The following is a 20,081-nucleotide window of genomic DNA, read 5'->3' as shown; positions in this document are numbered from 1 at the left end:
GTCGGCAGGATTGACACCTATAATGGAAACTGGCACGATTAGATATAATATTAATGAAAGATAGGAGTGTCGTAGATGAGAGTAATCCTTGCCTCTGACCATGGTGGAGTCAACCTGCGTAAGGAAGTGGCGGGTGTTCTGGAAGAGTTGGAAATAGAATTCGAGGATATAGGGTGCGACTGTGAAGGTTCCGTCGATTATCCGGATTATGCCATTCCGGCTGCGAAGCGGATTGCGGATGGAGAATTCGACAAGGGAATTCTGATCTGTGGCACAGGAATCGGCATGTCCATTGCTGCCAATAAAGTGAAAGGAATCCGGGCTGCGCTGGTCCATGATCTGTTCACGGCAAAGGTAACGCGGGAGCATAATGATTCTAACGTTCTTTGTATGGGAGAACGTGTTATTGGTCCGGGATTGGCGAGGGAAATCGCAAAAACCTGGGTTTCGACAAATTTTGAGGCGGGTCGGCACAAAACTCGCATAAGTAAGATTGCCGAATACGAAAATAAGTAATACAATGGGATGTAGAAAAGCGGATGCCGTCAAAAGCGGAAGCTGACAAAAAAGAGGAGCGGTATGGTGCTTCTCTTTTTTCATAGTTCTGCCAGGAGGTGGATGAGATGGTAGATGTACATGCTGTGCAGGAAGATGTCCGTAAGACAGCGGAGCAATTGTTAGAGGGTGGTTCCATCCGACGAGGGGTATTTGTCATCGGTTGTTCAACGAGCGAAATCGCCGGGGAACGGATCGGTACATCCGGAAGCGAAGCGATTGCGGAGGTCGTCTTTAAAGAATTACAGCAGTTTCGGCGTGCCGGGGAGTTGGAGCTTGCTTTCCAATGTTGTGAGCACTTGAACCGAGCATTAGTCGTCGAACGTCCAGTTATGGAAAAGTACCGCTTAATGGAAGTCGCTGCGGTCCCGGTTCCTAAAGCCGGTGGATCGATGGCATCGTATGCGTACAAGCATATGGAGGATCCGGTCTTGGTGGAAAGAATCGAAGCTTCAGGCGGACTTGATATCGGAGATACTCTGATCGGGATGCACTTGAAGCGGGTAGCCGTACCGCTCCGGATCGCGCAGAAATCCATTGGCCGGGCACATATTACAGCTGCCACAACACGTCCTCCTCTGATTGGCGGGGCTAGAGCTGTTTATGAGAGGGTTGCAGAAGAAGGTTCTTGTGATTAAAGGAATGGAAAGGGGAAAGTTTTGACAATGAATCATGTTAAATCAGTAGACGCAGAGGTTTTTTCAGCTATTCAGGATGAAAAAGGGCGCCAACAGGACAATATTGAATTGATTGCATCAGAAAACTTTGTTTCCGAAGCCGTTATGGAGGCTATGGGATCTGTTCTTACCAACAAGTACGCGGAAGGGTATCCTGGACGTCGTTATTACGGCGGTTGTGAACACGTGGATGTTGTGGAGAACCTTGCCCGTGATCGTGTGAAAGAGTTGTTCGGTGCCGAGCACGTTAACGTACAGCCGCACTCCGGTGCACAGGCGAACATGGCTGTTTACTTCACTATATTGGAGCCTGGTGATACGGTTCTTGGTATGAACCTGAACCACGGCGGTCACCTGACACACGGCAGCCCTGTCAACTTCAGTGGGAAGTTGTACAACTTTGAAGAGTACGGGGTAGATGAAGAAGGTCAACGTATCGATTATGATGCTGTCCTTGCTAAAGCAAAAGAAGTGAAACCGAAGCTGATTGTAGCTGGTGCGAGTGCTTACCCTCGTGAGATCGACTTTGCCAAGTTCCGTGAAATTGCTGATGAAGTCGGTGCCTACTTGATGGTCGACATGGCTCACATCGCCGGTCTTGTAGCTTCCGGTCTTCACCCGAACCCGGTACCTCACGCTCATTTCGTAACGACGACAACACACAAAACTCTTCGTGGTCCGCGAGGCGGCATGGTTCTGTGTATCGAAGAGTTCGCCAAACAAATCGATAAGAACGTTTTCCCTGGTATGCAGGGCGGTCCTTTGATGCATGTCATCGCAGCCAAAGCTGTATCCTTTAAAGAAGCCCTGCAGCCGGAATTCAAAGAGTATTCCCGTCAAGTCATCGCCAATGCGAAACAGCTTGCTGCGTCCCTTACGGAAAAAGGAGTCGATCTCGTTTCCGGCGGTACGGATAACCATTTACTGCTTCTTGATCTTCGCAGTAAGAATCTGACCGGTAAAGTTGTCGAGAAGGCTCTTGATGAGATCGGAATCACAACGAACAAGAACGGCATTCCTTTCGATCCGGAAAGCCCGTTCGTTACCAGCGGTATCCGCGTAGGTACGGCAGCGGTAACAAGCAGAGGCTTCAGGGAAGAAGAGATGAAAGAGATCGCTGACTTGATCGCTTTCACTCTGGATCACCATGAAGATACGGAGAAGATGAAGGAAGCGGAAACGCGTGTCCGTGAACTTACTTCCCGTTTCCCTTTGTATCAAACCCTTAACTATTCCTCTTTATAATTTTAAAAGGAAGCCCTCCCGGCCTTGCCGGGAGGGCTTTTTAGTATGTCGCAGAGATATTCTTCACAGGGGGAGGGACTCTTGCTCTTGCGGTTGTTTATGTTCATGTAATTATTTCCTTATCTTTGAGACTTCGGAACCGTCAATCCTTTTATGGCGTCGGTCTTTGTCTGGATAAATGACAAGATGTCGATTCCCGGGTTGCAGGGACACTACTTTTTCAGTACAATTTAAAGGATGTAAACACTGAGAAGGAGTGATTGGCAATGGCGAACGTTTATGTACTGGATCATCCATTAATTCAGCATAAGTTGACGTACATACGCAAAAAAGAGACAGGAACGAAAGATTTCCGTGAATTAGTTGATGAAGTAGCGGCACTGATGGCATTCGAAATTACCCGTGACCTGCCCCTCGAGGAAGTAGAAATCGATACACCAGTGGTGGAGAACGCCAAAGCGAAAGTGCTGACTGGTAAGAAGATCGGTCTTGTGCCGATTCTACGTGCCGGTCTCGGCATGGTAGACGGTATCGTTCAATTGATTCCTGCTGCGAAGATCGGGCATGTCGGCCTTTATCGTGACCCAGAGACGTTAAAGCCAGTCGAATACTATGTCAAACTTCCAAGTGATATTGAAGAACGTGAACTGATCGTTATCGATCCGATGCTTGCGACAGGTGGATCCGCAAATGAAGCCATTCACTCACTGAAGAAACGCGGTGCACGTCAAATCCGTTTGATGTGTCTCGTTGCAGCACCGGAGGGTGTGGAAGCTGTACAAGAAGAGCACCCGGACGTAGATATATATCTTGCGGCGCTTGATGAGAAGCTTAATGAGAAAGGTTACATCGTACCAGGCCTCGGAGATGCTGGGGACCGTTTGTACGGCACAAAATAAGAGGTACATTTCTTCATTAAAGGAGAATGATGATGGCAGATCGTATTAAAGTGATGACAATCTTTGGGACAAGACCGGAAGCAATTAAGATGGCTCCGCTTGTTCTTGAATTGAAGAAGCGGGCGGATCAGTTCGAACCGATTGTTACCGTTACGGCTCAGCACAGGGAAATGTTGGATCAGGTACTGGCAATTTTCGATATTCAACCCGATTTTGATTTGGATATTATGAAATCCCGTCAGACGCTTGCTCAAATTACGACCCGCGCGTTGGAAGGTCTCGATGAAGTAATGAAAGAAACCAAACCGGACATGGTTCTTGTGCATGGCGATACCACGACGACATTCGCCGCATCCCTTGCCGCCTATTATAATCAAATTCCAGTCGGCCACGTCGAAGCCGGTTTACGGACATGGAACAAATATTCTCCATTCCCGGAAGAGATGAATCGCCAGTTGACGGGGGTTATGGCGGACCTGCATTTCTCTCCGACCAACAAATCGCGTGATAACCTCTTGGCGGAAGGGAAGCCGGAGGAGCATATCTTCGTAACGGGTAACACAGCGATTGATGCGTTGAAGACGACGGTAGATGAAGGGTATTCTTCAGAAATCCTTAAAGAAATAGGGGATAAACGACTTGTTCTCATGACTGCCCACCGTCGGGAAAACCTTGGGAACAACATGCGGCAGATGTTCCGTGCGATCAAGCGTCTCGTGGAAGAGCATGATGAAATCCAGGTCATTTATCCCGTGCATTTGAATCCTGTTGTTAAAGAGACGGCGGATGATATTCTTGGGAATGATGATCGAATCAAGCTGATCGATCCGCTGGACGTCATCGATTTCCATAACTTCGCTTCCAGGGCACACTTGATTTTAACCGATTCCGGTGGAGTCCAGGAAGAGGCACCGTCTCTTGGTGTGCCTGTCCTGGTGCTTCGTGATACGACGGAACGCCCGGAAGGGATCGAAGCAGGTACATTAAAGCTTGCAGGTACGGAAGAAGATCATATTTTCCACCTTGCTCATGAACTGCTTTCAGATGAAGAGAAGCATCAAGCGATGGCTCAGGCTTCCAATCCTTATGGGGATGGAAAGGCGTCTGCGCGTATTGCGGAAGCGATCCGCTATTTCTTCAAACAGCGTGAAGATAAACCTGCCCCGTTTGAAATTGAATAGTCACACAACGACCGAACCCACTCCGGGGTTCGGTTTTTCTTTTGCCGGATGTACGTATAAATGAAAGGTTGAGACAGAAGCTAAAGGTAAAAAAGGGGTCGCCGTCCTATGCGATTATGGTTGCTTGCCGTTATGGCTTTTGCTTTGTTGACTGGTTTTGACCCACCTGATCCTCCCGAACCATCAGAAGAAGTAACCATCATTGTGGAAGTAGAAGAGAAACCTTCTGATTTCCAGGAGATGTTGGAAGCCCGCCTTCCCCGGTTGGAAGTAGTCGCCGTCTATGATCGTTTGTTCAACGGCTTGGCGGTTCGGGGGAAAGCGGAGGAATTGGAGAAGCTTGCCCGGATGGATATGGTGACCAATCAATATCCGGTTCAAACGTATCGAGCACTTGGAGATGATGAAATGACGTTCTCGACGGAAAAACTGAGAGAAAATCTTTCCTCATCCTATACGGGCAAAGGTGTCAAAGTCGGCGTCATCGATACAGGCGTGGATTACACGCATCCGGACCTTAGGAAGAATTACATTGGAGGATTTGATACTGTTGATTTCGATAATGATCCGATGGAAACGAAAGGGGAAGGAGCGACCGCGCACGGATCTCACGTTGCTGGAGTAATCGCGGCAGACGGCAAGATGAAAGGGATTGCCCCTGACGCCAGGATTTATGCGTATCGAGCGCTCGGCCCTGGTGGTGTCGGTTCTTCCGTCCAGGTGATTGCAGCTTTGGAGGAAGCAGTGAAGGAAGGGATGGATGTCATTAATCTTTCTCTCGGGAATGATGTCAACGGCCCGGATTGGCCGACGACCCATGCCGTCAACAAAGCGGTCGAACTCGGGACCGTTGTCGTCGTTGCCGCCGGAAATTCGGGTCCTGATGCCTGGACGGTCGGTTCCCCAGCCACTTCCTCGGAGGCGATTACCGTGGGGGCATCGGCTTTATCGATGAAAATACCGGTTTTAAAAGTGCCGGGCGTACGTGCTAAAGTGCCGCTGCAATTGTTCGCCGGGTCGAAGCAGTGGCAGTTAAGCAGAAAGTATCCCGTTGTTTATGCTGGGAAGGGGGAGGGACATCTCGGAGACTTGCGCGGAAAGATAGCGTTAGTGGAACGTGGGACCATTCCTTTCGTGGAGAAAGCGATAAAAGCGTATCAAGCCGGTGCTGTTGCTGTTTTGATTTATAACAATGAAGAGGGGGCATTCCAAGGTTCCTTGGACGGTCAGAAGCTCCCGGTACCCGTCGCTTCTCTTTCCAAAGAGGCCGGTGAATTTTTGGTGGAGGAAGCGGTGGCACAGAATCAGTGGGTGGCGACGGAATGGGATACATTGAATGATCGTATCGCACCATTTAGTTCCCGGGGACTCGTTACAACCAACTGGGAAATCAAACCGGATATCGTCGCCCCTGGTGTGAACATTTGGAGCACGGTTCCGGGTGGATATCAGCCGATGCAGGGGACAAGCATGGCTGCCCCTCATGTCGCTGGTGCTGCTGCCTTATTGAAAGAAGCCCATCCGGAGTGGACCCCTGCCCAAGTAAAGACGGCCTTGGCTAGTACAGCAATTCCGATTAACGGAGAAGACTCTCTTCCTATGGAACAAGGGGCAGGAGCCATGGACATTGGGAAAGCGCTCCATCCGGATCTGATGATTGACCATGGAGCGCTTGCTTTTGGAAAAGTAGAAGGTGCTTTTTATAAGAAGAAGATCCGCTTCCGTGTAACCAACCCGACACATGAGGTGGTCCGGTTGGAAATGGATCAGCCCAGTATGAAGCATGGAGAATCCTGGTCCGTTCCGTTGTCGTTTGATTTATTGCCGGCAGAGGAGAAAGAGGTGGAAGTGGAGCTCAGGTTGACGACCTCCTTGCTTGACCCCGGTGTCCACCAAGGATATTTGACAATGAGAGGAAACGGTAAAGAGTACCTACTTCCTTATGCATACGTAAATGAGAAAGCATCCTATCAACAAATATCAGGATTTGAGCTCGTGGATGAAGGAAAAGGAAAGGAAGCCTCCTACCGCTTTCATCTGGCAGAAGAAGTAGAGCGGATCACTGTCGATTTGTACAGGGCCGGGAGCTTCTTCTATGCCGGAGAGCTGCTTGATATCGATAATCCTGACGCAGGTATGAAAGAAGGAACGGCGAAGCTTGCTGCGGACAGTCTGGCCGGCAGTTACATCGCTGTCGCATTAGTAGAGACGAAAGATGGTATCGAACACTATGCGTTTCCTGTTTATATGGAAGGGTGAAATATTAAAAAAGGACAATCTGCTGCCATGGCAGATTGTCCTTTTTATTTCTACTGCCATGCTTCGACAGCGTCTGTTATAATTGATAACAGAAGTACCTATTAAAGGAAGAATTTGGTGGTTAATAAGGAATATTTTGTATTGTCAGAAATGTGACGAAAATGTGAGCAAAGCATGTCGTGCATTTGTATTTTTAATCACAAACGCATTGACATGGACCTACCCCTATTGTATTCTTACATAGGGTAGAATGATAAGGTTTTCATCAGTGACACCATAGGTTTTCAACAGATCATTCCATTGTCGGGAAAGGTAGAACTATGAACCAATCAAAACCCCCTTTTCATGCGATGGCTTTGACAAGCAGCATCCTTTCCCAGCTCGCAGGCGGACCACTTGCCGGCGCATTTCTCGGGAACTGGCTTGACAGTCATCTTTCCACAGGACCCACATTTCTGATCATAGGACTTCTCTTAGGATTAGGAGCAGGTACATACGGAACCATTCATTTAGTACGAACGTACACGGGAGACGATTAATATGCAGACATATCAGCACATGATAGCCCGTCAAAGAAAATGGATGTTCTATCTTCTGGCTCTTTTCGTACTTGGATGGGGCGTAACCCCATGGCCGTCAATTTTCCTCGGACTTCTACTTGGAAGTGCATTGAGCTTCTACAACCTCTGGCTTATGCAGCGTAAGATTCGCATGCTCGGCGAAGCTTCTGCGGAAAACCGCAAAGTAGGAGGAATTGGCACCTTTACGCGATTGGCTTCCGGCGCACTGGCCGTAGTCATAGCCCTTCAGTTTGAAGAAAATTTCCATTTAATTTCAGTAGTATTGGGCTTAATGGCAGCCTATATTGTCATTTTAATAGATTATCTGTTCCATAAATCAACAGTTTAGCAAGATGGAAGGTAGGTGAACAGTTTGAATCACGAATCACCGATATTAGAGGATGCGTTTGGGATCTCTTGGCTGGATTTCAACTTATCTAACGTATTGATGATGTTTGTTGCTTCCTTGATTGTATTTATCCTCGGCGTAGCGGCGACAAGGAATATGAAGCGATATCCGAAAGGGTACCAGAATTTCATGGAATGGCTGATTGATTTCATTAAAGGAATCATTGGATCAAACATGGACTGGAAGACGGGAAGGCTATTCTTGCCACTCGGCCTTACTTTATTCGCCTACATTTTCGTTGCCAACATGCTCGGGGTCGTAACCAATGGTGTCGTAGGGCATACGCTTTGGTGGAAATCACCGACGGCGGATCCCGGAATCACGTTGACGCTTGCAACCTTGGTCGTTGTGCTGACTCATTATTACGGTGTCAAGTTACGGGGCGGCAGAGAATATGCTAAAGGATTTATTCGTCCTTTGCCACTATTGCTTCCTTTCAAGATCATCGAGGAATTTTCCAATACGCTGACACTCGGTCTGCGTCTTTACGGTAACATTTATGCAGGAGAGATCCTTTTAAGCCTGCTCGTTACAATGGCAGCGGGTGGTATAGGAGGATTTATCGGGGCAACCCTTCCGATGATTGCATGGATGGGCTTCAGTACATTCATCGGCTTTATCCAGGCGTTCATTTTCGTTATGTTAACGATGGTTTATATGTCTCACAAAGTGAGCGAAGACCATTAATATAAAGTAATATAATCAACTTTTTTAAAATATTAAGGAGGATTTTCATTATGGGTCTATTAGCAGCTGCAATCGCAGTAGGTTTAGCGGCACTTGGTGCTGGTATTGGTAACGGTCTAATCGTAAGTCGTACAGTAGAAGGGATTGCGCGTCAACCAGAATTGCGCAGTGCTCTTCAAACAACAATGTTCATCGGTGTCGCACTAGTAGAGGCGATTCCTATCATCGGCGTTGTTATTGCATTCATCGTAATGGGTAGATAAAGCGGACGAGTATATACGCTTATGGCGAAGTTCAACTCCATCGATCTTCGCCTTTCCTTTATACTTTACGAAAACTATATACCCGCAAGTCATGGTAAGAAAACTTCGACGGAAGCTGTTTAACAGCGGAAGCCGGGTTTTTCGCTTGTAAGGCACCGCCATCGAGGTGGGATGAGCAGTGCCTCAGGCAAAAACCTGTTACGAGATGGTGTGGAGAGGAGTGAAAACTGTGCAAGGATTCACAAATAGTCTGGTCCTCGGTGCTGAAGGAGGACTACATGTTGGTGACATGATCATTCAGCTCATTTTCTTCCTATTGCTGCTTGCTCTTTTGGGTAAGTTTGCTTGGGGACCATTGATGAATATGATGAAAGAACGTGAAGATTACGTAGCTAATGAAATCAATACGGCGGAGAAAAGCCGTGAAGAAGCGCAGCGCATGCAGAAGGAAGCTTCTGATGAGCTGAAGGCGACTCGCCAGGATGCACAGAATATCATTGAGGATGCCCGTAAGACGGCTGTCCAACAGGAAAAAGATATTCTGGAATCGGCCCGTGCCGAAGCAGAGCGCATGAAAGAATCGGCTCGACAGGAAATCGAACAGGAGAAGGAGAAAGCTGTCCAGGCTCTTAAAGATCAAGTTGCATCCATGTCTGTCATGATTGCATCGAAAGTGATCGAGAAGGAACTCTCCGAGAAGGATCAGGATACATTGATCAATCAATATATCGATGAGGCAGGTAAAGAGCGATGAGCGAAATGATCATTGCAAAACGCTATGCGGAAGCTCTTTTTCAACTTGGAAAAGAGAGATCTAAACTAGAGCAGTTCGAAACGGAATTATTGACATTGCGTGAAGTATATAAGGGCGATGCCCAATGGTTGGCCTTCCTTAAGCATCCACGTGTGACTATCGATCAGAAGAAAGAAGCGGTGCGCCAGTCGCTCCAGTCTTTCTCAGTTGAAATCGTAAATACGGTTCAGCTCCTCGTCGAGCGTCACCGGGAGGATATCATCGTGGAGATGATCGGGCAGTTCATCACTATGATGAATGATGCCAAAGGAACGGCGGATGCGGATGTTTACTCTGTGCGCGAGCTCTCTGAAGAAGAGAAGCAGCGTGTATCAGCGGCCTTCGCGCCAAAAGTCGGTAAACAGTCTTTGAACCTTAGAAATATTGTAGACCCTTCCATTCTCGGCGGTCTACGTGTAAGAATCGGCAATCGGATCTTCGATGGATCGGTCAGCGGGAAGCTGCGCCGCATCGAACGTAAGCTGATATCTACGAACAAATGATGATAGGGGTGAAATGGCATGAGCATCAAAGCTGAAGAAATCAGTGCGCTGATTAAGCAGCAGATTGAAAACTATGAATCAGATATAGAAGTCAATGATGTGGGGACCGTAATCGAGGTCGGTGACGGGATCGCACGTGCTCATGGTCTTGATAACGTCATGGCCGGTGAGCTGGTTGAGTTCTCCAATGGTGTTATGGGCTTGGCACAGAACTTGGAAGAAAGTAACGTTGGTCTTGTCATTCTTGGACCATATACAGATATTAAAGAAGGCGATGAAGTTCGTCGTACAGGACGTATCATGCAGGTGCCTGTAGGAGAGGAAATGCTTGGACGTGTCGTAAACCCTCTAGGCCAGCCGGTCGACGGACTCGGACCGATTGAAACGACGAAATCCCGTCCAATCGAATCTCCGGCACCAGGGGTTATGGATCGTAAATCCGTACACGAACCTCTTCAAACCGGCATTAAAGCGATCGATGCACTTGTTCCAATTGGACGTGGGCAGCGTGAATTGATCATTGGTGACCGTCAAACCGGTAAAACATCTGTCGCTATCGATGCGATTTTGAACCAGCACGATCAAGACATGATATGTATCTATGTAGCGATCGGGCAGAAAGAATCTACTGTCCGTGGTACGGTGGAAACATTGCGCCGTCACGGGGCTTTGGATTACACGATCGTCGTAACTGCAAGTGCTTCCCAACCTGCACCACTTCTTTACCTGGCACCATATGCCGGCGTTGCAATGGGAGAAGACTTCATGTACAACGGAAAGCACGTACTTGTCGTTTATGATGACTTGTCCAAGCAGGCAGCTGCTTATCGTGAACTTTCCTTGCTGCTTCGTCGTCCACCAGGCCGTGAAGCATTCCCGGGAGACGTATTCTATCTTCACTCCCGTTTGCTGGAGCGTGCCGCGAAGCTTAGTGATGCGAAAGGCGGAGGATCTTTGACTGCTCTTCCATTCGTAGAAACACAGGCGGGCGACATCTCTGCCTATATTCCAACGAACGTTATCTCCATTACAGACGGACAGATCTTCCTTCAGTCCGACTTGTTCTTCTCCGGTGTACGTCCGGCGATCAACGCAGGTCTTTCTGTATCACGTGTAGGGGGATCCGCACAAATTAAAGCGATGAAGAAGGTTGCAGGTACCCTTCGTTTGGATCTGGCTTCTTATCGTGAACTGGAAGCATTCGCTCAGTTCGGTTCCGACTTGGATAAATCGACACAGGCGAAACTGAATCGTGGTGCCCGTACAGTAGAAGTACTGAAACAAGGCCTGCATCAGCCGCTTGCTGTTGAAAAACAGGTCATGATCATTTATGCACTGACGAAAGGTTTCCTTGATGATATTCCAGTACAGGATATCACTCGTTTCGAATCCGAGTTCCACCTGTGGTTGGACAACAACCGCAAAGAGCTGCTTTCCCAAATCCGTGAGACAGGTAAACTTGGTGAAGACAGCGATATGAGCGAAGCTGTCAAAGCGTTCAAGAAAACGTTTGTCGTTTCGGAGTAAATGAATGATAGCTGGAAAGGGTGGTGAAACAGCGTGGCATCCCTTAGAGATATAAAAGGTCGGATTACGTCTACGAAGAAGACGAAACAAATTACGAAGGCAATGGAAATGGTGTCGGCTTCCAAGCTGAACCGTGCCGAGCAGAATGCCAAAAAATTCGTTCCTTATAGTGAAAAAATCCAGGATGTCGTTGCGAGTATCGCAAACGGCGGTGGTGATGCAAGTCACCCGATGCTGGAGGCACGGGATGTGAAGAAGACGGGATATCTCGTCATTACATCAGACCGTGGGCTTGCGGGAGCATTTAACAGCAGCATTCTGCGTAAGGTTTACAACCAGATCCGTGATCACCATACATCTGCAGAGGAATATACCCTGATTACGATGGGACGTATCGGGCGTGATTTCTTCCGTAAGCGGAACATGCCTGTAGATATGGATATCACCGGTATCTCGGATCAGCCTGAATTCGCTGATATCAAGGATATTGCTTCTGATACAATTCAATTATATACAGATGAAAGAATTGATCAGCTGTATATTTACTATAACCACTATGTCAGTGCGATCACTCAGGAAGTGACGGAGAAGAAAATTCTTCCACTGACAGATTTGAGTCAAAGCGGCAAAGCCAGCCGAAGTTCTTATGAGTATGAGCCGAACCAAGAAGAGATTCTCGAAGTACTGCTTCCTCAATACGCAGAGAGCTTAATATATGGTGCCCTGCTTGACAGTAAAGCAAGTGAACACGCGGCACGGATGACGGCAATGAAGAGTGCGACAGATAATGCTGATGATTTAATCGGAGATCTGACGCTATCTTACAACCGTGCACGTCAAGCTGCCATTACCCAGGAGATTACCGAAATCGTCGGCGGTGCAGCCGCTCTCGAATAGGGAAAACCGTTTTTTGTTCAAAGTAAGTTAGGAGGGAAATCGATGAGTAAAGGACGCGTGACTCAGATCATGGGACCGGTTGTGGACGTTACATTTGACGAAGGCAGCCTCCCGGATCTTAATAACGCATTGCATGTCAGCTATGATGCGCAATCTGAAAATGAAACAAACGTCGACCTTACATTGGAAGTCGCTCTTCACCTTGGTGACAATACCGTCCGTACGGTAGCGATGTCATCTACCGAAGGTGTTATGCGCGGCACACCCGTTACAGACACAGGGAAACCGATCTCTGTACCTGTCGGAGACGTGACGCTTGGACGTGTATTCAATGTACTTGGTCAAAATATCGACCTGGATGAGCCACTGGGGGAAGACGTCCGCCGCGACCCTATCCACCGCAGTGCTCCTACGTTTGAAAACCTGGCGACAGAGACAGAAATCCTTGAAACAGGAATTAAAGTCGTCGACCTGCTTGCCCCTTATGTTAAAGGTGGTAAAATCGGACTCTTTGGTGGAGCCGGAGTAGGGAAAACCGTATTGATCCAGGAGCTTATCAATAACATCGCCCAGGAACACGGTGGTATTTCCGTATTCGCGGGCGTCGGAGAACGTACTCGTGAAGGAAATGACCTTTACTGGGAAATGACGGATTCCGGAGTTATTAAGAAGACGGCGATGGTCTTCGGTCAGATGAACGAGCCGCCTGGAGCACGTATGCGTGTCGCTCTTTCCGGACTTACCATGGCGGAATACTTCCGTGATGAGCAAGGTCAGGACGTTCTGTTCTTCATCGATAACATCTTCCGTTTCACACAAGGTGGTCTGGAAGTATCCGCCCTACTCGGACGTATGCCGTCAGCTGTAGGTTACCAGCCGACATTGGCAACAGAGATGGGTCAACTTCAGGAACGAATCACGTCCACGGATAAAGGATCTGTTACGTCGATCCAGGCGATTTATGTCCCTGCCGATGACTACACGGACCCTGCTCCAGCGACAACGTTCGCTCACTTGGATGCGACGACAAACCTTGAGCGTAAGCTTTCTGAGCAAGGGATCTACCCTGCCGTAGACCCGCTTGCCTCTACATCCCGTGCCCTTGATCCGGATATCGTCGGAGAAGAGCACTACGAGGTGGCGCGTGAAGTTCAGCGGACGCTTCAACGTTACAAAGAACTGCAGGACATTATCGCGATTCTCGGTATGGACGAGCTTTCCGATGAAGATAAGATGACGGTTGCACGTGCGCGCCGTGTTCAGTTCTTCCTGTCCCAAAACTTCCACGTTGCCGAACAGTTCACTGGTCAGCCGGGTTCTTATGTTCCCGTTGCGGAAACAGTGCAAGGCTTCAAGGAAATTCTTGAAGGTAAATATGACGATCTTCCGGAAGATGCTTTCCGCCTTGTCGGTCGCATCGAAGAAGTGGTTGAGAAATCAAAACAAATGCAATAAACGATTCGTGAAAGCGGAGGGGCTCTCCGGTAGAGTTCCTTCCTTCTTCACGATCACTGCCGAGGAGGAATACGTATGAGTACACTGACGGTGAGTGTCGTCACTCCTGATGGCCCGGTGTTGGAAGATGCATTTGAAATGGTGAGTTGTAAGGCGGAGAGCGGGGAACTCGGAATTCTTCCGGGGCACATTCCTATGGTGGCTCCGTTGACGATCAGTGCTGTGCGCCTGAAGGGCGGAGAGCGGTCGGAACGGATTGCTGTAAGCGGAGGATTTCTTGAAGTCCGTCCGGATAAAGTGACCATCCTTGCACAATCTGCTGAAAGGCCGTCGGATATTGATGCCGATCGTGCACAAATGGCAAAAGAACGTGCGGAACGCCGACTCCAAGATAAACAAGCCGATATCGATTTCCAACGGGCTGAAATGGCGCTCAAACGAGCCATCAATCGTTTGGATGTTTACGATAACACTTTCTGACTGCTTTCACATGAGAGCAGTTTGTTTTTTTGTAGAAAGTCCGAGTTTTGTTTCTATTTATTTCTAATTGTGGCTTAAAAAGTAAAATTCGCCAGAACAAACGGTTATTCCCCGGGAAATGAATCGTTTTATTTCCTCTTTTGTCGCTCGTTTTCCTATTCACAGCAACCGTTTGATAGTATGATGGGAAAGTCGACATTATTTAAGAAGGAGTGTTTGTTTTGGAACAGTATTTTGCTGAAGAAGCCATTCTCAGTATGACGTCCCATTTAATCTTCATCATCATTACGTGGCGTGTGCTTCAATCAGTGAATTTCGATTCGTTGTTCAGAAGAAACAAAGTTTTCGAAGCACGGATTCTCGTCATCCTGATCACGATCGCCATCGGCACGACGGTCAGTAATTTCTTTCTTGATTTCATTAAATGGTCGAACAGCCTGGTCTATTTGTTTTAAGGATTCATTTGTCTAATGTTGTTAGCAAATGTCCTGTATGAATCCCGCCTGCCAAGGTCAAACTTATAGTAAGTTGATGCTTGGGGAGGCATATAAAAATGAAGAGTGTTTTAACTGGAATTATTGCATTGCTTATCATCGGTACAGGTGCTTATCCACAGGAAATGATAGAAGGCCATGAAGAGCTCATGGACATTGCGTCATTTGCTGAGGATAAGCAGCTAGAAGTGAATGAGTGGACAATTACAATAAAAGAAACGATCGATGCTTCATCATTCGAGAAGATGCAGAAGGAAATCCTCTCTCTTACGGACCACAGGGAAATGAAGCGGGAAGATTTGAAGAATGCTGTAAAATATTCGGTGAAAAACCGACATAAACATTCAGATATCGTCGAATCTTATATATTGATTGTTCCCAAAAAAATGAAGAGCAGTGTGGAAATGGTTTATGCCATCGGAGGACAGGGAACACCCTCTTTAGAACAAGCGCAATCATCATCTTTACTGAAGGAAGTAAAAAGTCGACTTTTCTCGAAAACTGCTACCATTTTCTCTTGTCTTAAGGCGAATTATAATGGTATTATTAACGATGTTTTAGTATATCAAGAATTCAAAGAAGCTTTCAACGTTACAACAATAGATGAAGTCGACGAAGAAGGCTGGACTAGCAGATCCGGCCATACAACCGAATGGGGTCAGTCAATACCTACGGGGGATCAACCGATGAATGTTCAATTCGCATCAAGAACTTTGGGCGGGGAGACAAACATCACTATTGGCACACCCATTATTACTGCTGAATATTAATAATAGTGAATATGGACGCGGAGGAGAATGAACCTTGGAAAAAATCATCGTCCGTGGTGGGAGGCAGCTGAATGGTACCGTCAAAGTAGAAGGTGCCAAGAATGCCGTACTGCCTGTCATCGCAGCAAGTATAATTGCAAGTGAAGGAAAAAGCGTACTCCACGAAGTACCTGCTTTAGCCGATGTACACACAATTAACGAAGTAATCAGACATATGAACGCAGACGTCAATATGGTTGGAAATACAGTTACAGTGGATGCTTCTGGCAGGTTGGAAACAGAAGCACCAATCGAATATGTGAGAAAGATGCGCGCTTCTGTTCTTGTACTGGGACCACTTTTGGCCCGCTATGGCCATGCTAAGGTTGCCCTCCCTGGTGGTTGCGCAATCGGTTCCCGTCCTATCGATCAACACCTGAAAGGGTTTGAAGCGATGGGAGCAGAAGTAACCGTTGGTAACGGTTATGTCGAGGCGGAAGTAAACGGACGCCTGCAGGGCGCCAAAATCTACTTCGATGTTCCGAGTGTAGGGGCAACGGAGAACGTGATGATGGCTGCAGCATTGGCGGAAGGGAAAACCGTACTTGAGAACTGTGCCAAAGAGCCGGAAATTGTTGACCTTGCCAACTATTTAAACAAGATGGGTGCCAAGATTGTCGGTGCCGGAACAGAAACAATCCGCATCGAAGGTGTGGAGAAGCTTACAGGAGCTGTACACACGATCATTCCTGACCGCATTGAAGCGGGTACCTTCATGGTGGCTGCGGCTATCACCGGCGGTAACGTCCTTGTAAAAGGAGCGCTGCATGAGCATCTACGTTCTCTTGTATCCAAGATGGAAGAGATGGGTGTCATCATCGAAGAAGAGGGCGATGGATTACGTGTTATTGGTCCTGATATCCTGAAAGCGACGGATATTAAGACGATGCCTCACCCGGGATTCCCGACAGATATGCAGTCACAAATGATGGCTTTGATGCTGAATGCCCCTGGGACCAGCGTCATTACAGAGACCGTTTTTGAGAATCGTTTCATGCACGTCGAAGAGTTCCGTCGCATGAACGCTAACCTTAAAATCGAAGGACGCAGTGTAATCGTCGAAGGTCCTTCCACCCTTCAAGGTGCAGAAGTACAGGCGACAGACCTGCGTGCAGGTGCGGCACTTATTCTGGCCGGCCTCGTCGCAGATGGCTACACGCGCGTAACAGAACTGAAACACTTGGATCGCGGTTATGTTGATTTTGCAGGTAAACTTGCCGGAATTGGTGCGGATATTGAACGCATCCATGAAGATGAGCATTATGCAGAAGAACATGAGCCGAGCGAATCTGTATCGACATTATAATATATACATCCTCATTGCTTGTCTGTTTCAATATTTTTGAAACGGGCAAGCTTTTTTGGTTCTATCATCTCCCATTTCTGGATACATTTTAGTAGAGATCTACTTTTGGAACCAGGAGGATGCGGATGAAGAAGAAAAGCAATGGAGTCGGACTACTCGCATTAGGGAGTTTGTTTATCGTGATACTAATCATTCCAACCTTGATCGTCGTACCTTTCACCAATTCCAACAAGACAGAAACCGTTCAGGAGCACCCTGAGGAACAAAAAGCTGCCAAATCGGCTTCAGCAGAAAGTTCTTCCCTCGCTGTCAAGGTTCTGCGCAGCAACAGTCAGGAAGTGGAGCAGGTACCGATCGAAACGTATGTTGCAAGGGTGGTAGCTTCGGAAATGCCTGTTAACTTCGAATTGGAAGCATTGAAGGCGCAGGCACTCGCAGCAAGGACGTATATCACTAGATATTTAGTCGAAGGCAGCAAAGTATCGGAACAGGCGGATGTCACAGATACCGTTAATCATCAAGTGTATAAAGATGAAGATGAGTTGAGAAATTTGTGGAAAGATGATTATGATGCAAATATGGCGAAAATCACCGAAGCTGTGGAAGCGACGGCTGGTGAGATCATCACGTACGACCATGAGCCCATCACGGCATCCTTTTTCTCTACGAGTAACGGCTATACGGAAAATGCCGGCGATTACTGGGAGAATGATATCCCCTATCTGCAAAGTGTAGAGAGCCCATGGGATGCTGATTCACCGAAGTTTACGGATCAAAAGGTTGTATCTGTATCTGAGCTTCAACAGACGCTCGGCGTTACCGTGGATGGTCTGAGTCAAACGTCCATTACGAAGACAGAAGGAAACCGGGTGGATGAAGTCCATTTCGGCAATCAAGTGTTTACAGGAAGAGAAGTGAGAGAAAAGCTCGGTCTTCCTTCCAGTGATTTCACGATCCAGCAGAAGGACGATCACATCATCTTCACGACGAAAGGCTATGGGCACGGTGTCGGCATGAGCCAATACGGAGCGAATGGAATGGCCAAATCGGGAAAAACATATAAAGATATCATCCAGCATTACTATCACAACACAGAAATTTCCCCATTAAGCACTCAGACGGCAGCCCTTGCTTCTGCTGAGGGTACATCGGAGGATCCATCGTCTGACTAAAGAGCGGCTCTTCGGAGCGGCTCTTTCTCTTATATTCGCATTCTTGAGCGTGTGTGCCTGGATTCCTTATTCGTTCATCATAAATTTTTCCTGTTCATGTATATATTGGCTCATAACTGTTCAGAATGGTTTTTGAGGTGATGAACATGAAAGAGGAAGGTAAAAAAAGCGTGACAAAATTAAAGTTTAAACGCTTGATGCGCAAGAAGTGGTTGTATCCAGCTTTGTACTTGTCTGTAGCAGCTCTGGTGCTCGTCGGTGTGTTCTGGTATCAAGGATCAAATGATGGACAAGATCAGGTTGCGGAAACACCGCAGTCCGACGTACAGGATGAATTCCTGACGAAAGACGGAGAAGAAGCAGTACCGGTCATGGACAGCAAAGAGAATCTGAAGATGCCCGTAGCGGACGAACAAGCAGCTTCCATCGTTACAAAATTCTATGATTACAACTCGTCTGAAGAAGAACAGGAAAGTGCACTGGTCCTATACAACAATAAATACTATCAAAGTGAAGGCGTCGACATCACTAGGGAAGATGGGGAAACGTTTGAAGTAACGGCTTCCTTATCAGGGACAGTCACGGAAGTGAAAGAAGATCCATTGTATGGTAACGTTGTAGAAATCAGTCATGAAGATGAAGTCGCAACGGTTTATGCAAGCCTTGAGGATGTAGAAGTGAAAGCGGGATCGGACGTTGCTCAAGGGGACGTTATCGGTTCTGCCGGACGCAACTCCTTCGGCCAGGCAAGCGGTGTACACGTCCACTTTGAAGTTCGTAACGAAGGACAGCCGATCAACCCGGAAAGCTTCTTCGGACAGCCGATGACTCAAATTAAAGAGAAGGCTCAAGAAGCTGAAGAAGCGAAAGAAGAAGCACCTGCAGAAGAGGATGCGCAAGGAACAGAAGAAGCTCCTGCCGATGATCCAGCAGAGGGTGCGGAAGAACAGACTTCCGACGATGCTTCTGAAGAGGCGCCATCTCAAGATCAGGCGGAAACTCCTGAAGATGGAAGCCAGGAAGATGCAGACGTGGAAGAAGATCCAACTCAAACCGAAGAAGGAGAGCAGGCACCGGATGAAGAAAGTGCTTCCTCCATCTCTTCTACACAAGCATAAAAAGAGGGCATCCGCCCTCTTTTTTTTATTGGTCGAATCGTTCCTTGTTTTGGAAGAAGGTCCCATATAATATAAAACGGCGCCTTCCCCGTATGTGGGAATATCCGCTGCCTCTAAGCAGCCCTCCTTTGGTGAAAAGGAGGGCTGCTTATTCCATGAAAAAATGGGCATAATCCGAAAGAACAGCAACACACTTGCATCCTGTGGCATATCCGGCAGGTTTCATTAATACAATGAGGATAACCGAGCACTCGGTAACATCCAGGGTGATACATCAGGATAAACACCTATGAACCTAAACGCCCACTTAATATCGCTGCGCTTTCCAATGAAGCCCACCCCCTTGGATAGTCAATCACAGGAGGCGAGTGGAGTGCATGATTACATCAAAGAGAGGACTATCAAGATCGGGGAGCACATTATCGAAACAAAGAAAACGGTGAGAGTGATTGCTAAAGAATTCGGTGTTTCCAAGAGTACGGTACACAAAGATTTGACGGAACGGCTTCCGGAAGTGAATCCGGAGCTTGCGAAGGAAGTCAAAAAGATCCTTGATTATCATAAAGAAATCCGTCATCTGCGCGGCGGAGAAGCTACGAGGCGCAAATATAAGACCCAAATCATAGAAGATCATCCGGTGCAGCCTCTCGCTTAAATAGATAAGTCCCCTCCCTTTGTCAAAAATCCTCGACATTGGTAACTTTTTTCTTTTCCCATGAGACGAATGTCGTAATTTTGTGATAGAATATAGAATTAGATGTGTAATGTACAAAGCCAAAATATACTCGAATC

General features: G+C 47.5%; 22 protein-coding genes. All 22 read left to right on the top strand.

Features of this window, described 5'->3' with window-relative positions:
- The first annotated feature begins 75 nt into the window (after positions 1-75).
- The 22 genes from rpiB to spoIIID all read left to right on the top strand — a co-directional run bounded on the left by rpiB (position 76) and on the right by spoIIID (position 19,944).
- Positions 76-516 carry a ribose 5-phosphate isomerase B gene (rpiB, locus tag QRD89_RS17015; RefSeq protein ID WP_008632322.1) on the top strand — a complete coding sequence of 147 codons (441 nt, stop codon included), beginning with the start codon at positions 76-78 and terminating at the stop codon, positions 514-516.
- A 107-nt stretch (positions 517-623) separates the two neighbouring features.
- Positions 624-1,193 (top strand): TIGR01440 family protein, encoded by a 570-nt coding sequence (locus tag QRD89_RS17010; protein ID WP_286095871.1) that lies wholly within the window; start codon positions 624-626, stop codon positions 1,191-1,193.
- 27 nt (positions 1,194-1,220) lie between these two features.
- Entirely contained in the window at positions 1,221-2,477 is a 1,257-nt protein-coding gene (gene glyA, locus QRD89_RS17005) for a serine hydroxymethyltransferase (protein WP_008632329.1), read from the top strand.
- A gap of 266 nt (positions 2,478-2,743) precedes the next feature.
- Complete coding sequence (gene upp, locus QRD89_RS17000; protein ID WP_008632331.1) at positions 2,744-3,376, top strand: uracil phosphoribosyltransferase; 633 nt, start codon at positions 2,744-2,746, stop codon at positions 3,374-3,376.
- Positions 3,377-3,408: 32 nt separating this feature from the next.
- Positions 3,409-4,557, top strand: coding sequence for a non-hydrolyzing UDP-N-acetylglucosamine 2-epimerase (gene wecB, locus QRD89_RS16995; protein WP_026577871.1), 1,149 nt, complete (start codon positions 3,409-3,411; stop codon positions 4,555-4,557).
- A 108-nt stretch (positions 4,558-4,665) separates the two neighbouring features.
- Entirely contained in the window at positions 4,666-6,816 is a 2,151-nt protein-coding gene (locus QRD89_RS16990; protein ID WP_286095870.1) for a S8 family serine peptidase, read from the top strand.
- A 320-nt stretch (positions 6,817-7,136) separates the two neighbouring features.
- On the top strand, positions 7,137-7,355 hold the full coding sequence (locus tag QRD89_RS16985; protein ID WP_286095869.1) for an AtpZ/AtpI family protein: 219 nt from the start codon (positions 7,137-7,139) through the stop codon (positions 7,353-7,355).
- A 1-nt stretch (position 7,356) separates the two neighbouring features.
- Positions 7,357-7,725 carry an ATP synthase subunit I gene (locus tag QRD89_RS16980; RefSeq protein WP_286095868.1) on the top strand — a complete coding sequence of 123 codons (369 nt, stop codon included), beginning with the start codon at positions 7,357-7,359 and terminating at the stop codon, positions 7,723-7,725.
- A gap of 24 nt (positions 7,726-7,749) precedes the next feature.
- On the top strand, positions 7,750-8,472 hold the full coding sequence (gene atpB, locus QRD89_RS16975) for a F0F1 ATP synthase subunit A (RefSeq protein ID WP_008632352.1): 723 nt from the start codon (positions 7,750-7,752) through the stop codon (positions 8,470-8,472).
- Between the two features lie 50 nt (positions 8,473-8,522).
- The gene (gene atpE, locus QRD89_RS16970; RefSeq protein ID WP_008632354.1) at positions 8,523-8,735 is read left to right on the top strand and encodes a F0F1 ATP synthase subunit C; all 213 of its coding nucleotides are present in this window, start codon (positions 8,523-8,525) and stop codon (positions 8,733-8,735) included.
- Between the two features lie 229 nt (positions 8,736-8,964).
- Entirely contained in the window at positions 8,965-9,489 is a 525-nt protein-coding gene (gene atpF, locus QRD89_RS16965; protein WP_026577873.1) for a F0F1 ATP synthase subunit B, read from the top strand.
- Positions 9,486-10,031, top strand: coding sequence for a F0F1 ATP synthase subunit delta (locus QRD89_RS16960; RefSeq protein ID WP_026577874.1), 546 nt, complete (start codon positions 9,486-9,488; stop codon positions 10,029-10,031). Before atpF ends, QRD89_RS16960 begins: the two co-directional genes overlap by 4 nt.
- An 18-nt stretch (positions 10,032-10,049) precedes the next feature.
- Positions 10,050-11,558, top strand: coding sequence for a F0F1 ATP synthase subunit alpha (gene atpA, locus QRD89_RS16955; RefSeq protein ID WP_008632357.1), 1,509 nt, complete (start codon positions 10,050-10,052; stop codon positions 11,556-11,558).
- A 33-nt stretch (positions 11,559-11,591) separates the two neighbouring features.
- The gene (locus QRD89_RS16950; protein ID WP_008632358.1) at positions 11,592-12,455 is read left to right on the top strand and encodes a F0F1 ATP synthase subunit gamma; all 864 of its coding nucleotides are present in this window, start codon (positions 11,592-11,594) and stop codon (positions 12,453-12,455) included.
- Between the two features lie 42 nt (positions 12,456-12,497).
- Positions 12,498-13,910 (top strand): F0F1 ATP synthase subunit beta, encoded by a 1,413-nt coding sequence (atpD, locus tag QRD89_RS16945; protein WP_008632359.1) that lies wholly within the window; start codon positions 12,498-12,500, stop codon positions 13,908-13,910.
- Positions 13,911-13,985: 75 nt separating this feature from the next.
- Positions 13,986-14,390, top strand: coding sequence for a F0F1 ATP synthase subunit epsilon (locus tag QRD89_RS16940; protein WP_008632360.1), 405 nt, complete (start codon positions 13,986-13,988; stop codon positions 14,388-14,390).
- Between the two features lie 221 nt (positions 14,391-14,611).
- Entirely contained in the window at positions 14,612-14,845 is a 234-nt protein-coding gene (locus tag QRD89_RS16935) for a DUF1146 family protein (protein WP_008632363.1), read from the top strand.
- Positions 14,846-14,943: 98 nt separating this feature from the next.
- Positions 14,944-15,654: a YwmB family TATA-box binding protein gene (locus QRD89_RS16930; protein WP_286095866.1), complete on the top strand. Its 711-nt coding sequence runs from the start codon at positions 14,944-14,946 to the stop codon at positions 15,652-15,654.
- Between the two features lie 34 nt (positions 15,655-15,688).
- On the top strand, positions 15,689-16,999 hold the full coding sequence (gene murA / locus QRD89_RS16925; RefSeq protein ID WP_008632366.1) for a UDP-N-acetylglucosamine 1-carboxyvinyltransferase: 1,311 nt from the start codon (positions 15,689-15,691) through the stop codon (positions 16,997-16,999).
- A gap of 125 nt (positions 17,000-17,124) precedes the next feature.
- Positions 17,125-18,171 (top strand): stage II sporulation protein D, encoded by a 1,047-nt coding sequence (spoIID, locus tag QRD89_RS16920; RefSeq protein ID WP_008632367.1) that lies wholly within the window; start codon positions 17,125-17,127, stop codon positions 18,169-18,171.
- Positions 18,172-18,296: 125 nt separating this feature from the next.
- Entirely contained in the window at positions 18,297-19,289 is a 993-nt protein-coding gene (gene spoIIQ, locus QRD89_RS16915) for a stage II sporulation protein SpoIIQ (RefSeq protein ID WP_502875607.1), read from the top strand.
- Between the two features lie 373 nt (positions 19,290-19,662).
- Positions 19,663-19,944 carry a sporulation transcriptional regulator SpoIIID gene (gene spoIIID / locus QRD89_RS16910; protein ID WP_008632369.1) on the top strand — a complete coding sequence of 94 codons (282 nt, stop codon included), beginning with the start codon at positions 19,663-19,665 and terminating at the stop codon, positions 19,942-19,944.
- Positions 19,945-20,081 lie beyond the last annotated feature (137 nt).

Origin of the sequence: Halobacillus sp. ACCC02827 (genome assembly GCF_030291935.1) — a bacterium.
In the GTDB taxonomy this organism is placed as follows: Bacteria; Bacillota; Bacilli; order Bacillales; family Halobacillaceae; genus Halobacillus.
The sequence above is the reverse complement of the archived record's forward strand: the minus strand, read 5'-3'. Positions and strand labels throughout refer to the sequence as shown.

Coding starts and splice junctions, on each gene's coding strand:
- QRD89_RS17010 (WP_286095871.1), top strand. CDS start 624: ATGGTAGATGTACATGCTGTGCAGGAAGATGTCCGTAAGACAGCGGAG.
- QRD89_RS16960 (WP_026577874.1), top strand. CDS start 9,486: ATGAGCGAAATGATCATTGCAAAACGCTATGCGGAAGCTCTTTTTCAA.
- QRD89_RS16980 (WP_286095868.1), top strand. CDS start 7,357: ATGCAGACATATCAGCACATGATAGCCCGTCAAAGAAAATGGATGTTC.
- atpD (WP_008632359.1), top strand. CDS start 12,498: ATGAGTAAAGGACGCGTGACTCAGATCATGGGACCGGTTGTGGACGTT.
- spoIID (WP_008632367.1), top strand. CDS start 17,125: ATGAAGAAGAAAAGCAATGGAGTCGGACTACTCGCATTAGGGAGTTTG.
- atpA (WP_008632357.1), top strand. CDS start 10,050: ATGAGCATCAAAGCTGAAGAAATCAGTGCGCTGATTAAGCAGCAGATT.
- wecB (WP_026577871.1), top strand. CDS start 3,409: ATGGCAGATCGTATTAAAGTGATGACAATCTTTGGGACAAGACCGGAA.
- glyA (WP_008632329.1), top strand. CDS start 1,221: ATGAATCATGTTAAATCAGTAGACGCAGAGGTTTTTTCAGCTATTCAG.
- QRD89_RS16990 (WP_286095870.1), top strand. CDS start 4,666: ATGCGATTATGGTTGCTTGCCGTTATGGCTTTTGCTTTGTTGACTGGT.
- QRD89_RS16930 (WP_286095866.1), top strand. CDS start 14,944: ATGAAGAGTGTTTTAACTGGAATTATTGCATTGCTTATCATCGGTACA.
- upp (WP_008632331.1), top strand. CDS start 2,744: ATGGCGAACGTTTATGTACTGGATCATCCATTAATTCAGCATAAGTTG.
- atpE (WP_008632354.1), top strand. CDS start 8,523: ATGGGTCTATTAGCAGCTGCAATCGCAGTAGGTTTAGCGGCACTTGGT.
- QRD89_RS16940 (WP_008632360.1), top strand. CDS start 13,986: ATGAGTACACTGACGGTGAGTGTCGTCACTCCTGATGGCCCGGTGTTG.
- rpiB (WP_008632322.1), top strand. CDS start 76: ATGAGAGTAATCCTTGCCTCTGACCATGGTGGAGTCAACCTGCGTAAG.
- QRD89_RS16985 (WP_286095869.1), top strand. CDS start 7,137: ATGAACCAATCAAAACCCCCTTTTCATGCGATGGCTTTGACAAGCAGC.
- spoIIQ (WP_502875607.1), top strand. CDS start 18,297: ATGGTTTTTGAGGTGATGAACATGAAAGAGGAAGGTAAAAAAAGCGTG.